At 59.8% G+C, this 14,504-nt stretch carries 9 protein-coding genes; 4 read left to right on the top strand and 5 right to left on the bottom strand.

From position 1 onward, the window contains the following. Nucleotides 1–51: 51 nt before the first annotated feature. A complete protein-coding gene (locus ACFC20_RS11580; protein WP_375183213.1) occupies nucleotides 52–1,845 on the bottom strand; it encodes an ABCB family ABC transporter ATP-binding protein/permease in 1,794 nt (597 codons plus the stop codon). 302 nt (nucleotides 1,846–2,147) lie between these two features. Here ACFC20_RS11580 and ACFC20_RS11575 point away from each other — a divergent pair, with 302 nt between their 5' ends. From ACFC20_RS11575 to ACFC20_RS11560, 4 genes are all read left to right on the top strand, one after another. Further along, the gene (locus ACFC20_RS11575; RefSeq protein WP_375193162.1) at nucleotides 2,148–3,890 is read left to right on the top strand and encodes an ABC transporter transmembrane domain-containing protein; all 1,743 of its coding nucleotides are present in this window, start codon (nucleotides 2,148–2,150) and stop codon (nucleotides 3,888–3,890) included. 89 nt (nucleotides 3,891–3,979) lie between these two features. Further along, nucleotides 3,980–5,257 carry a 4-aminobutyrate--2-oxoglutarate transaminase gene (gabT, locus tag ACFC20_RS11570; RefSeq protein WP_375193149.1) on the top strand — a complete coding sequence of 426 codons (1,278 nt, stop codon included), beginning with the start codon at nucleotides 3,980–3,982 and terminating at the stop codon, nucleotides 5,255–5,257. A 375-nt stretch (nucleotides 5,258–5,632) separates the two neighbouring features. Next, nucleotides 5,633–7,348: a carbohydrate-binding module family 20 domain-containing protein gene (locus ACFC20_RS11565; protein WP_375183380.1), complete on the top strand. Its 1,716-nt coding sequence runs from the start codon at nucleotides 5,633–5,635 to the stop codon at nucleotides 7,346–7,348. A 96-nt stretch (nucleotides 7,349–7,444) separates the two neighbouring features. Further along, nucleotides 7,445–8,215, top strand: coding sequence for a VC0807 family protein (locus ACFC20_RS11560; protein ID WP_375183379.1), 771 nt, complete (start codon nucleotides 7,445–7,447; stop codon nucleotides 8,213–8,215). Between the two features lie 121 nt (nucleotides 8,216–8,336). On the opposite strand, the gene gyrB is transcribed toward ACFC20_RS11560, so the two are convergent. From gyrB to dnaN, 4 genes are all read right to left on the bottom strand, one after another. Continuing rightward, complete coding sequence (gyrB, locus tag ACFC20_RS11555; RefSeq protein ID WP_375193148.1) at nucleotides 8,337–10,751, bottom strand: DNA topoisomerase (ATP-hydrolyzing) subunit B; 2,415 nt, start codon at nucleotides 10,749–10,751, stop codon at nucleotides 8,337–8,339. A gap of 52 nt (nucleotides 10,752–10,803) precedes the next feature. Further along, complete coding sequence (recF, locus tag ACFC20_RS11550) at nucleotides 10,804–11,937, bottom strand: DNA replication/repair protein RecF (protein ID WP_375193147.1); 1,134 nt, start codon at nucleotides 11,935–11,937, stop codon at nucleotides 10,804–10,806. Nucleotides 11,938–12,069: 132 nt separating this feature from the next. Further along, a complete protein-coding gene (locus tag ACFC20_RS11545; protein WP_375193146.1) occupies nucleotides 12,070–13,341 on the bottom strand; it encodes an ABC1 kinase family protein in 1,272 nt (423 codons plus the stop codon). Nucleotides 13,342–13,355: 14 nt separating this feature from the next. Continuing rightward, nucleotides 13,356–14,459 carry a DNA polymerase III subunit beta gene (gene dnaN / locus ACFC20_RS11540; protein ID WP_375193145.1) on the bottom strand — a complete coding sequence of 368 codons (1,104 nt, stop codon included), beginning with the start codon at nucleotides 14,457–14,459 and terminating at the stop codon, nucleotides 13,356–13,358. Nucleotides 14,460–14,504 lie beyond the last annotated feature (45 nt).

Genomic DNA, 14,504 nt, shown 5'->3' with positions numbered 1-14,504 from the left:
CATGGCTCCGCAAGGTTTTGGAAAGGCCTCCCCCGCCAAATCCCTGACTTCTCAGTTATCCTCACGTCGGTGCTGCTGCTCCCACAGATGGGCGTAGTGCCCGCCGGCGGCCAGCAGTTCATTGTGGCTGCCGCTCTCTACAATCCGTCCGCCATCCATCACCAGAATGGTATCGGCGTCACGAATTGTGGACAGCCGGTGGGCGATGACCAGGGTGGTGCGCTGCTGGCTGACCTCCTTGAGGGCGCCGAGGATGGCCTGTTCTGACAGCGAATCCAGTGACGACGTCGCTTCGTCCAGAATCAGCAACGGCGGGTTCTTGAGGATAACCCGGGCGATGGCCACGCGTTGCTTTTCGCCCCCGGACAGCTTCAGGCCCCGTTCGCCCACCCTGGTCTGATAACCTTCCGGAAGGCTGTTGATAAAACCGTCCAGGTGGGCCATGCGGGCCGCGCGGTAGACCTCCTCCTCGGTGGCCTCGGGTCGGCCATAGGCCAGGTTGCGGTAGAGGGTATCGTTGAACAGCACAGTGTCCTGGGGCACCACGCCGATGGCCGAGCGCAGGCTGGCCTGGGTTACCGTCCGGATATCCTGGCCGTCGATACGAATCGCTCCCCGATCGACGTCGTAGAACCGGAACAGCAGGCGGGCGAGGGTGGACTTGCCGGCGCCGCTGGCCCCCACCACTGCCACTTTGTGGCCGGCCGGAATGGTAAAGTCCACATCCTGCAGGATCGGCCGGTCGGGCCGGTAGGCAAAATGGATATGGTCGAAGCGCACCTCGCCCCTGTCCACAGTCAGCGGCCTGGCATCCTCCGCATCCTGGATCACGGGCTGGTCGCCGAGCAGTTTGAACAGGCGCTCCACGTTCACCAGCGCCTGGCGAATCTCCCGGTAGACAAACCCCAGGGCATTCAACGGTATGAACAGCTGCAGCAGGTAGGCGTTGATCATGGTGAAGTCGCCCAGCGTGATCTGGCCACTGGCGACCTCCCGCACCGCCATGGCCATGATCACGATCATCGCCAGGCCGATAATCAGCGCCTGCCCGGAGTTCAGGGCCGCAAGGGACAGCCGGTTCTTGAGGCGGGCCTGCTCCCACTCGTCCAGGTCCTGGTCGTACACCTGAGCCTCATAACGTTCGTTGGTGAAATACTTCACCGTCTCGTAGTTCAGCAGGCTGTCCACCGCTCGGGAATTAGACTGGTTATCGCGGGCGTTGGCTTCGCGCACGAAACGGGTGCGCCACTCGGTCACCTTGATGGAGAACACCACGTAAACCACCACGGCCACCAGAATCGCCAGCACATAGCCGACGTTGAACACCACAAACAGAATGCCGGCAACCAGCAGGATTTCCAGCAGGGTGGGCACGATATTGAACAGGGTAAAACGAAGCAGGAAGCTGATGCCGTTGGTGCCCCGCTCGATATCCCGCGCCAGGCCACCGGTCTTGCGGTCCAGGTGAAACGCCAGCTCCCGCTGGTGCAGGTGTTCGAACACCCGCAGCGACACCCGCCGCATGGCCCGCTCGGCTACCCGGGCAAACACCGCATCCCGAAGTTCGTTGAACAGCGTGGCGCCGAAGCGCAACGCCCCGTAGGCCACCACCAGGATGACCGGAATCCAGAGCAGCATGTCGGCGCCACGGTTCTGGTCGAGATAGTCGACGATGTATTTCAATGCGATGGGCGTCGCCACAGTCGCCAGCTTCGCAAGCACCAACAGTGCCAGCGCCAGCGCGACCCGGCCCCGGAACTCGGTAAGGTACGGCCAGAGGCCTGAAATGATTTTCCAGTCCGGTTTGTGATCTGCCGGGTAATCGTTGTCGGCGTAGGCGCGCACTGTAGAAGTATCCTTTGGCAACGGTGTCGGATTACGCTGCGCTAATCCGACCTACGAATTATCTCCAGACTCTGGGAGCCCGCGTGGGTGGAAGGGCTTTCCGGGACCGTCAAAAGCCATGGATGGCTTTTGCCGAGCGTACACGGACGTATTTACAGCGTGTCCCGGAAAGCCCTTCCACCCACGTGGGCTCTGCCCGAAGGTATGATAGGTCCTGATTCGAGAACAAACCGTATTGACGCTGGAGTCTACAGCAGCCAACACCCTGGAGGCACATCATTAACACACGCCACCGTAAAGCCCTGAAACTCGTCATCGAGTTTATCAGTCCCTATCGCCGGGCCGTGGCCGGCGCCCTGGTGGCGTTGGTGATCACCGCCGGCATTACCCTGGGGCTGGGCCAGGGGCTGCGTATCCTGGTGGATCAGGGGCTGGCCACCGAATCGCCGGAGAACCTGGCCAGGGCCATCGGGCTGTTTTTCGTGCTGGTGCTGGGCCTGGCGTTCGGGTCCTTCGCCCGTTTCTACCTGGTGTCGTGGATTGGCGAGCGGGTGGTGGCGGACATTCGCAAGAAAGTCTTTAACCACCTGATCGACCTGCACCCGGGGTTTTTCGAGCAGAATCGGGCCCTGGAAATACAGTCCCGGTTCACCGCCGACACCACCGTGCTGCAATCGGTGATTGGCTCCACGGTGTCCATTGCCCTGCGCAACGCACTGATGCTGGTGGGCGGCCTGCTGCTGTTGTTCATCACCAACGCCAAGCTGGCGAGTATCATCCTGCTGGGCTTTCCGCTGGTGATCGCGCCCATCCTGTTCTTCGGCAGGCGGGTGCGGGCGCTGTCCCGGCTCAGCCAGGATCGCGTCGCCGATGTCGGCAGTTACGTGGGGGAGAATCTTACCCAGATAAAGACGGTGCAGGCGTTCAACCACCAGCCCCACGATCGCCGGTATTTTTCCGAGGTGTCCGAGCGTGCGTTCGAGATTGCCCGGCAGCGTATCCGCCAGCGCGCGTGGCTGACCACTTTGGCGATTTCCCTGGTGATGGGCGCGGTGGGCGTTGTGATCTGGATTGGCGGGCTGGATGTGATCCACGGGCGCATCAGCCCGGGCGAGCTGGCAGCCTTTGTGTTTTACAGCCTGCTGGTGGGAGTGGCGGCCGGCGCCATCAGCGAGGTGATTGGTGAGCTTCAGCGGGCGGCAGGCTCGGCGGCACGTCTGTTCGAGTTATTGCAGACTGAATCGGTGTTCGCGCGTGAAAGCGGGCCGGAAAAGGCCGTTGGTGATCTGCCGGCGGTCGTGCGCGGCGAACTGCGGCTGGACCAGGTGTTCTTCAGCTACCCCGGCCGCCAGGACCGGCCCGCCATCGCCGGCCTTACCCTCGATATCCGGGCTGGCGAAACCCTGGCCCTGGTGGGCCCCTCGGGTGCCGGGAAATCCACCCTGTTCGATCTGCTGCTGCATTTCTATCAGCCGGACAGCGGCCGCATTCTCATCGACGGTGTGGATACGGCCGGCTGGCCACTGGACTCCCTGCGCCGTTGCTTTGCCCTGGTGCCCCAGACCCCGGCCCTGTTCCATGGCACGGTTGCCGACAACATCCGCTATGCCCGGCCGGAGGCCAGCCAGCAAGCGGTAGAGCAGGCGGCAAAGGTTGCCCACGCCCACGATTTCATTCTGGCCCTGCCCCAGAGCTATGACACCCGGCTGGGTGACGCCGGTCAGGGTCTTTCCGGCGGCCAGAAACAGCGGCTGGCCATTGCCCGGGCGCTGCTCGCCGATGCTCCGATCCTGCTGCTGGATGAAGCCACCAGTGCCCTGGATGCCGAGAGTGAAAACCTGATACAGCAGGCCATGCCGGCGCTCACCGAAGGCCGCACCACGCTGGTGATTGCCCACCGCCTGGCCACGGTGCGGGACGCCGACCGGATTGCCGTGATGGACGGCGGCCAGCTGCTCGCCGTCGGGTCGCACGAGCAACTGATGCGGGAAAACAGTCTCTATCGGCGCCTGGCCAACCTGCAGTTCCGTGAAAATACCGACTGACGGAGACCATGGTCGGTTTGTTTCCTGCTCCCGTACTACTTACACTGGTATGTGAAACTTTCGAACCTGAACTCAGGGAGAATGGCAAAGTGAGCAATAAAGAATTGCAGGCACTCAAAGAACGCTACGTTGCGGCGGGCGCGGCAAGTCCCAATGAACAGTTTGCCGACCACGCAACCAATGCGGAACTGTGGGATGCCGACGGCAAGCGCATGATCGATTTTGCCGGCGGTATCGGTGTTCTCAACATTGGCCATCGTCACCCGAAGGTGGTGGAGGCCGTCAAGGCGCAGCTCGACAAGCTGATGCACACCTGCCAGACGGTAATGCCCTATGAGGGCTACGTGAAGCTGGCACAGAAACTCAGTGAAGTGGTTCCGGTTAAGGGCCACGCCAAGGTCATGCTGGCCAACTCCGGCGCGGAAGCCCTGGAGAACGCCATGAAGATTGCCCGGGCGGCCACCGGCAAGACCAACGTTATCTGTTTTGACGGCGGTTACCACGGTCGTACTTTCTACACCATGGCCATGAACGGCAAGGCGGCGCCCTATCAGACCGACTTCGGCCCCATGCCAGGTAACGTCTATCGCGCACCCTATCCGGTGCCTTACCACGGTGTGTCCGAGGAAGAAGCCCTGCGCGGCCTGAAAATGGCCATGAAGGCGGATTCCCCGGCCCGCAATACGGCCGCCATCGTGATCGAACCGGTCTTGGGCGAGGGCGGTTTCTACGCCGCGCCCACCAGCTTCCTGAAGGAAATTCGCAAGATCTGCGATGAGAACGACATCCTGATGGTGGTGGACGAAGTACAGAGCGGTTTTGGCCGTACTGGCAAGATGTTTGCCATTGAGCACAGCGGCATTGAGCCGGACATCATGACCATGGCCAAGAGCATGGCCGACGGCATGCCTATCTCGGCGATTGTCGGCACTGACAAGATCATGGATTCCTCCGGCCCCAATTCCCTGGGCGGCACCTATACCGGCAGCCCGACGGCCTGTGCCGCGGCGTTGGCGGTGTTCGACGTGTTCAAGGAGGAGGACATCCTTGGCAAGTCCCAGGCCCTGGGCGAGAAACTGAAGCAGCGCTTCAGCCAGTGGCAGGAGCAGTTCGAGCACGTAGACAATGTTCGCAACCTCGGGCCCATGGCGGCGTTTGAGCTGGTGGAAAGCAAGCAGAGCCGGACACCCAAGCCGGAGCTGGCTGCGGCCGTGACCAAGAAGGCCAAGGAGAAGGGGCTGATTCTGCTGAGCTGCGGTATGTACGGCAATACCTTGCGGTTCCTGATGCCGGTGACCATCGAGGATGATGTACTGGAGGAAGGGCTCGCGATTGTGGAAGAGAGCCTCAAGGAGGTGGGGGCCTGAAACAGGCACTTCATTTCCGAATGATCGAGCCGGGCTGATGCCCGGCTTTTTTTGGTCTTCAGGTTTGGGTGGGTGAGCCTGGGAGGGGTACAGCCTTCTGAAACACGCTCCTTCCGGCACATCCTTGTGACGCTTGGGCTCCGCCATCCATGGCTCCGCACAGTTTCAGAAGGCTGTACCCCTCCCAGTCTCGCGGAACTTGGAATGTGACCAAAAAATATACCCTCCCTTTTTCTACGCCCCACTGATTTTCGGTAAGGATGTTTTGAGCAATAGTTGATCACTGCATGTTGTCCTGTAGCAGGCGAAAAAGGGGTTCTCCTTTTCAAATCGGCTGTTGAATGCACCACAACAAAGACAAGACAGGAGCATGCAATGAGTCAGTTTTCTCGGTTTATCGCCGGTGCCACGCTAGGCGCGGCCTTGGCACTTCCGGTTCAGACGGCCCAGGCCGGGGCGTTTGTGCATTTGTTCGAATGGAAGTGGAGCGATGTCGCCAAGGAGTGTGAAAACTTCCTTGGACCGAAAGGCTTCAGCGCGGTGCAGGTATCGCCGCCCCAGGAGCATATCCTGGGCAGTGCCTGGTGGACACGCTATCAGCCGGTCAGTTATCAGTTGAGCAGCCGCAGCGGTGACGCGGCGGCCTTTGCCGATATGGTTCAGCGGTGTAACGCCGCCGGGGTGGACGTGTACGCCGATGCGGTCATCAACCACATGGCTAACGGGAGCGGCACGGGTACCGCGGGTTCTTCCTACAGTTCCAGCTCCCTCAGTTATCCGATGTACAGCAGCAACGATTTTCACGCCCCCTGCGGAATCAATCCGGAAGACTACGGCACCGATGCCTGGCGGGTCCGGAACTGCCAGCTGGTCGGGCTTCCGGATCTGGATACTGCCGATAACTATGTTCAGGACACGATTGCCGGTTACCTGAATGAGCTGGCCTCGTTGGGGGTCGCCGGCATCCGGGTCGACGCCGCCAAGCATATGTCGCCCTCGGACATCAGCGGCATTCTCGGCCAGGTGAACAGCCCGCTTTATGTTTTCCAGGAGGTGATTGACCTGGGTGGTGAGGCAGTCAGCGCCACGGAGTATACCGGCACGTCGGATGTCACCGAGTTCCGCTACAGTGCGTCCCTCGGCAATGCCTTCAAGAACCAGAACCTGGCTTACCTGGCCAATTTTGGCGAAAGCTGGGGCTTTCTGGCCGGCGGTGATGCGGTGGTCTTCACCGATAACCACGACAACCAGCGGGGCCACGGTGCTGGAGGCAGCAATGTGCTGACCTACAAGGACGGCAGTCTGTATAACCTCGCCAATGTGTTCATGCTCGCCTGGCCTTATGGCTATCCCAAGGTGATGTCCAGCTACGGGTTCTCGGACGGTGACCAGGGACCTCCCGCGCAGACGGTGTACCAGAACGGCAGTGCCCAGTGCGGCGGGGCCTGGATCTGCGAACACCGGTGGGATTCCATCGCCAACATGGTGGGCTTCCGCAATGCCACCGACGGTACCGGGGTTTCCTACTGGTGGGATAACGGCAATGACCAGATTGCGTTCGGGCGCGGCGACCGCGGTTTTGTGGTCATCAACCGGGAGGGTGCGCCCCTGTCCAGAACCTTCAACACCGGATTGCCGGATGGCCAGTATCGCAACGTAGCGGGAGACGGCAGCTGCGCAACGGTGCAGGGTGGCCAGGTAACTCTCAACGTCGCCGCGATGGAAGCAGCAGCGTTGCATGTCGGTGCCGATTGCAGTGGCAGTGACGGTGGTGCCGCGGATGGCGGCACGGTGGCCACCCTGTTTACCTGCGGCAACGGTACCACCGAGTGGGGTCAGAGTGTGTACGTTACCGGCAACCTTGCCGAACTGGGGGCCTGGTCACCGGCCTCCGCCCGCAAGCTGGAGCCCTCCGCCTATCCGACCTGGACCGGGCAGCTCGACCTGCCGGCCAACTCCGCCGTAGAGTGGAAGTGCCTCAAACGCAGCGAGACCGACCCGGCGGCCCAGGTCCAGTGGCAATCCGGGGCCAACAATACCCTGCAGACGGGCAACGCCGGCAGCACCGCCGGCACATCCGGGAGCTTCTGAGGGCGGTTACGTCCTGGCTCGGATTCGTCGTATACTGCCGGGAGTCTTCCGGCAGTCCGCCCGGAGCTGCCGCTGTTTCACCAATCAGGTTCCGTCATGACGTCTCCGAGTTCTTCCAGTAGTTCCCAGTCGCAGTCCAGAGACCACAAACCGAGGCCCTGGATTGATCTGCTGGTGAGTATCGTTATTCCCTCCGTGATTCTGATGAAGTTCAGCGGAGAAGAGCACCTGGGCAGTGTCAATGCGTTGATCATTGGTCTGGCGTTTCCCCTGGGGTGGGGTCTGTTCGAGCTGGTCCGTTATCGCAAGAAAAACTTCATCGCCGTGCTGGGGCTGATCAGTGTCGGGCTGACCGGCGGTATTGGCCTGCTCGAGCTGGACGCCGGCTGGCTGGCCATCAAGGAAGCGGCGATTCCCGCTATCATTGGCCTGGCGGTGCTGGTATCCACCCGCACCCGGTACCCGTTGGTGCGGACCCTGCTTTACAACCCGAGCGTTCTGGATGTGGATAAGGTACACCGGTCGCTGGAAGAGAAGGGTTGTGTGGAAGAGTTTGAAGCACGCTTACTGAAAGCCAGCTACTTTTTTGCCGGCACCTTCCTGTTCTCCTCCATCATGAACTATGTACTGGCCAAGTGGATCGTAGTCAGTCCCTCGGGTACCGAAGCGTTCAATGAGGAACTGGGCCGCATGACGCTGGTTAGCTACCCGATGATCGCCATTCCCTCCATGATCATGATGATGCTGATTTTCTACTACCTGTGGCGGACTATCCGGCGGCTGACCGGGTATACCCTTGAAGAAGTTATGGCGCCACATCTGGCGGAGAAGGAAAAGGCGGCCCGTGAGAAATCCTCCGAGTCCTGATAACCCCATCAAGTCCGGGGTGGATCTGCCTGGGCAAGGTCCAATAGCCAATAAAAAAGCGGCGGGGGTTTTAAGCCTCCGCCGCTTTTTTTGTTCGGCCAGGTCAGGCCATACGGATCGATCAGACGTCCAGGTTGGTCACTTCCAGGGCGTTGGTCTGGATGAAGTCCCGGCGGGGCTCTACGTCGTCGCCCATCAGGGTGGTAAAGATCTGGTCGGCGGCGATGGCATCCTCGATGGTTACCTTCATCATCCGGCGGGTCTCCGGGTCCATGGTGGTTTCCCACAGCTGTTCCGGGTTCATCTCGCCGAGACCCTTGTAGCGCTGGATGTTCAGGCCGCGCTGGGCTTCCTTCATCAGCCAGTCCAGGGCACCCTCGAATGACAGCACCGCCTGCTTGCGCTCCCCGCGCTGCACGTAGGCGCCTTCTTCAATCAGCCCGTCCAGGGTTTCGCCCATGCGGGCAATGGCCGCGTACGATGAGGATTCGAAGAAATCGTGGCTGAACACGTGCTCGTGGGGAATACCGTGCACGTAGATGGTCACCTTCGGCAGGTACAGGTCGCGCTCGGTGTCGCGGGTCACTGAGAAGGTGTACTTGGTGCCGGTGCGGGTGTCCAGATCCAGACCGTCGCCCAGACGTGCAACCCAACGAGCGACTTCGGCTTCGTCTTTGAGATGCTCGGATTTCAGGGTCACGTTCTGGAGCATCTGCTCCAGCACCTTGGCCGGGTAGGCACGGGAGAGGCGTCCGATCATCGTCATAACAGCCTGGTAGTCCTTGACCATGGTTTCCAGGGCGGACTCCTTGATCGCCGGCGCCTCGGGGTTCACAAACAGCTGGGCATTCTCCAGGGCGGTCTGTGTCAGGTAGGCTTCCCTGGCCTTTTCGTCTTTCAGATACTGCTCCTGCTTGCCACGCTTGACCTTGTACAGGGGCGGCATGGCGATGAACACGTGGCCGCGCTCGATAATCTCCCGCATCTGGCGGAACAGGAACGTCAGCAGCAGGGTGCGGATGTGCGAACCATCCACGTCGGCATCCGTCATGATGATGATGGAGTGGTAACGCAGCTTGTCCGGGTTGAACTCCTCGCGACCAATGCCGCAACCCAGGGCCGTGATGAGGGTGCCAACTTCGGCCGAAGAGAGCATCTTGTCGAACCGGGCTTTTTCCACGTTCAGGATCTTGCCTTTCAGGGGCAGGATGGCCTGGGTTTTGCGGTCCCGGCCCTGCTTGGCGCTACCGCCCGCGGAATCACCCTCCACAATGTAGAGTTCGGAAAGGGCGGGGTCCTTCTCCTGGCAGTCGGCCAGTTTGCCGGGCAGGCCGGCGATGTCCAGAGCACCCTTGCGACGGGTCATGTCGCGGGCCTTTCGGGCCGCTTCCCTGGCGCGCGCGGCCTCGATCATCTTGTTGACGATCAGCTTGGCTTCGTTGGGCTGTTCCTGGAGGTACTCGGCAAAGCTCTGATACAGCTCCTGTTCAACGGCGGTTTTCACCTCGGAGGAGACCAGCTTGTCCTTGGTCTGGGAGGAGAATTTCGGGTCCGGCACCTTGACGCTGATGATCGCCGTCAGCCCTTCACGGGCATCGTCACCAGAGGTGGCCACTTTGGCTTTCTTGCCCAGACCTTCCTGTTCAATGTAATTGTTCAGGGAACGGGTCAGTGCCGCCCGGAAACCAGCCAGGTGGGTACCACCGTCGCGCTGCGGGATGTTGTTGGTGAAGCAGTAGATGTTCTCCTGGAAGGCGTCGTTCCACTGCATGGACACCTCCACGGCGATGCCATCCTCCCGCTCGCGGTTGAAATGAAACACCCGGTTGATCGGCGTCTTGTTGGCATTCAGGTGCTCAACGAACGCCCGTAGACCACCCTCGTACTCAAAGACTTCTTCCTTGCCAGTGCGCTCATCGGTCAGGCGAATGCGTACGCCGCTGTTCAGAAACGCCAGTTCCCGAAGCCGTTTGGCCAGGATGTCGTAGTGGAACTCGATGTGGGTAAAGGTGTCCGGGGACGGAATGAAATGGACCTTGGTACCCGAGGCATCGGTTTCGCCCACTTCCGCCAGTGGGGCATTGGGCACGCCATGGGTGTAGCTCTGTTCGTACACTTTCCCGTCGCGACGGATGGTGAGGGTCAGGGTGGAGGAGAGGGCGTTCACCACGGAAACACCAACGCCGTGCAAACCACCGGAGACCTTGTAGGAGTTGTCATCGAACTTGCCGCCTGCGTGCAGGACGGTCATGATGACTTCCGCCGCCGACACACCCTCTTCTTCGTGCAGGTCCACCGGGATACCGCGACCGTTATCCTTGACGGTGACGGATTCGTCGGGATGAATCACCACGCCAATTTCCGAGCAGTAGCCCGCCAGCGCTTCATCAATGGAGTTATCCACCAATTCAAAGACCATGTGGTGCAGGCCGGTGCCATCGTCGGTATCACCGATGTACATACCCGGACGCTTTCGCACCGCATCGAGGCCCTTCAAGACTTTGATACTGGAGGAATTGTAGTTCGATTCGCTCATTCGGAAACTCCTGAAGCCTGGAATGGGAGGGTCCCTGACAGACCCCGCCGCTTTATTCTTCCGTCAATTTTCCATGTTCCACGTGGAACAATCTGTAATCCGGGGCGCTACCCCGGGGCCAGAGCTGGTCAACGACCGGATGTTCGATCGATGTCATAAACACCTGGCAACGAAGGGACTGCAGTCGCTGCGCCAGCATGGCCCGGTGCCCCTCATCCAGCTCGGCATTAATATCATCCAGCAGAAATGTCACCTGCTTGCCCAGTGCGCTCAACACCATGCCCTGAGCGATTTTCATCAGAATCACCAGCGTTTTCTGCTGGCCCCGGGAAAACGTCTCCGCAACGGGCCTTCCCTGGAACTTCAGCCGGACATCCGCGCGATTAGGTCCATACAGGGTATGCCCCACCTTTCGCTCCTGTTCCCGATGGTTCAGCAACAGGCTCTCCAGGGATTGGGTGACATCCCAACCCGGGAAAAACTCCAGCTTCAAACCATCGGTCCAGGGTACATCCACTTCATGCACCAGTGTCTCGAATGCCGCTTTGAACTGGCTGAAAGTGGCAGCACGGGCCTCGGAAATCTGAGTGCTTAGCGCGGCGTATTGTTGGTCCCAGACCCGCATCATGGCTTCGTCTAGTCTACCATTTCTGAGCGTTTGATTCCGCTGTGATGTCACTCTCTGGCACTGCTGCCACACCGATCCGAACGAAGGTTCCACGTGGAACACTGCCCAATCCAGAAACTGTCGACGTTTTCCCGGTCCACCCGCCACAACATCGAATACCCCGGGATCTATCACCGACACCGGCAGATGCCTGGCCAGGGACGACAGACTTCGCACACTCTCACCATCAACCCGCAACGTGGTTTCTTTCTGGGAAAGGTCCCGGCCAATGCCAAGCCTGTGTACCAGTTCGTTGTCACCCGACGAGCCGGAACCACCGGTTTCCAGCCCCTGATCCAGACCGCCAAATACCGTGAAACGCTGCTCGCCATGCCTCGCCACAGCCTGATGCCGACTCACCCGAAATGACCGGCCAAGCCCAAGGTAACCGATCGCTTCGAGTACGCTGGTCTTGCCGCTGCCATTCTCACCGTAGAGCAGGTTAAAAGAGGGAGAAAAGCGGACGGGCTCAGAGGACAGGTTTCGGAAGTTCTCGGTCTGGAATCTGACAAGCGCCATACGGGAGCAAGCTCAACGGGGAAGCGAGGAGGGCGGCCAAGCCCGGTAAAAAAGCGGAACCCAACGAAAAAGGCAGCACCCGAAGAAGGTGCTGCCTTAGTGTACAAAAGCCGGTGCCCGAAGGCGACAGGCTCAGTGCAACATGTTCAGGCGCTCATCCATGAACACGTCCATTTCCGGGGCCAGGATATGCACGTACCGGTCAAAGTACAGGAACTGTTTGAGCAGCAAAGCGAATTCCCTCGGAAAATGAAGACCGTGGCTTTCTCCGATCTTCACCATATCCATCAGAATGTGGTTTACATCGTCTTCCGCCTGGTCGGCTTCGTAGGGCACCTGATCCGGAACCATCTTGTCCATCTGCTGGTAAAGACGACGCAGGTCGCCGGCCAGATCCTCTACCCGAACCGTCTGCCGGGTGATTCCGATCCGGATCATGGCGTCTGCCATACCTTCAAAGTTACCGACCATGATCGAGGAAATGAAATCACTGACCGCCTGCCAGGTATCCGGCTTGATCCGGCCAACAATGCCGAAATCAATGAAACCGACCCGGCCATCCTTCAACACCATGAGATTGCCCGCGTGGACATCGGCGTGGAAAAACTCGCACTGGGTCAGGCTCGCAAACCAGGTATTCATGGCAGTGATCAGAGTGCGCTCCGGATCCCGGGCATAACCACGGATGCTTTCCAGATCGGTCAGCGGCACCCCATGGAAGCGCTCCATCGTCAGAATGCGGCGTGTGCTGCAATGCTCAAACACCCGGGGTACCGCCGCATCCTCGTTATGGGTGTCGTGCAGAAAGTCCCGGAACACCTTGAGATTGTTGGCCTCCTTGATAAAGTCGCATTCCTCCATCATGGTGCGCTGGATCTCCTCAACAATACCCGACAACGAGGTCCAGGACAGTTTCGGAGCCAGCGTCTCCAGAATTCGCGCAGACAGATAGAGAAAGTTGAGATCCGTCAGCAGGATGTTCTCGACACCCGGCTTTTGCACCTTGATCACCACTTCTTCGCCTGACACCAGGCGCGCGGAATGGACCTGCGCGATGGACGCGGAGGCCAGAGCCACAGGATCAATCTCCGAGTAAACTTCATCCAGGGGACGACCCAACTCGTCACGGATAATCTTCTTGATCACCCCGAACGGAAGCACGGGCGTCTTGTCGAGGCAGTATTGAAACTCCTCCACATACTCCTTGGGGAAAAACGTCGGCGAGCTCGCAATGAACTGGCCCAGTTTGATGTAGGTGGCACCCAGGGATTCAAAGGTCTGTCGCAACAGACGGGGCGTCGGAGGCCGATCCCCCCGAAGCCAGTTGATCCCGGTGCGCCCGAGCACCGACACGGTTTGTCCGATCCGGAACGCACCCTTGATTCCATTCGTTACGGTACTCATCAAACTAATAACTCCTACAGCCTCATGGGCATAACGACATACAGGCAGCGACTGTCGTTTTCCGCTTCAATCAGTGCGCTACTGTTCGGATTGGAGAGCGTTATCTTCACCTGATCCTCATCCAGCGCGTTCATCACATCCACCAGATAGCCTACATTAAATCCGATCTGCAGGGATTCGCCCTGATACTCCACGGGCAGCGCGTCTTCGGCCTGTTCCTGGTCCGGGTTGTTGGCGAACACCTGCAACTCGTTAGCTGAGAGATTCAGCCGCACGCCACGGATATTCTCGTGGGAAAGGATGCCAGCGCGCTGGAGCGTATTCTTGAGCGTGGCCCTGTCGGCCAGCACCACCTTGTCGCCGCCACGGGGGATCACCCGGTTGTAGTCCGGGAACTTGCCCTCGATCAGTTTCGAGGTGAAGGTATAGCTGCCTACGGTGGCACGAAGATGATTATCACCAATCACCAGGGTCACCGGCGTTTCCACGTCATCGAGCAGCCGCGCCAGCTCCAGAACCCCCTTGCGGGGCACAATCACCTGCCGCAGATCCGGACACTGGGTAGCCAGTTCCAGATGCGCCATGGCCAGTCGGTGCCCGTCAGTGGCGACCGTCCGCACGTGATCCTTGTCCACCTCCAGCAAGAGACCGTTCAGGTAATAACGAACGTCCTGTTGGGCCATGGCAAAGGCAGTTGCATCCAGCATTCTGCCGAGTTCTTTCTGGGGCAATTCCAGACGGAAACTCTCGGCTTCGTCCTCAACGTTCGGGAAATGCTCCGCCGGCAGGGTGGACAGGGTGAAGTGACTGGCGCCCGAACGCACGTGCAGCCGATCGCCCTCCAGAGACAGGTCGATGGGCGATTCGTCACCCAGGGCCCGACAGATGTCGGAGAGTTTGCGGGCCGGTACGGTAATCTGCCCCGGTTGATCCACATGTACTGGCGTAACCCGCGCCACCAGTTCCACTTCCATATTGGTACCGGTAAGGGTGAGGGTGTTGTCCTCGGCCACCAGCAGCACGTTCGACAGCACCGGCATGGTCTGTTTCTTTTCCACCACGCCGGCAATGCTTTGCAGCGGGGTAAGCAGGGATTCACGGCTGATCGTCAGTTTCATGGCACTCAGCTTTCTTGATGTTGGAAGGGTGAATGTTGTTCGCCG

Source organism: Marinobacter sp., from assembly GCF_041984545.1.
Lineage (GTDB): Bacteria > Pseudomonadota > Gammaproteobacteria > Pseudomonadales > Oleiphilaceae > Marinobacter.
Note: the sequence above shows the minus strand (reverse complement) of the source record. Positions and strands in the feature narration are given on the sequence as shown.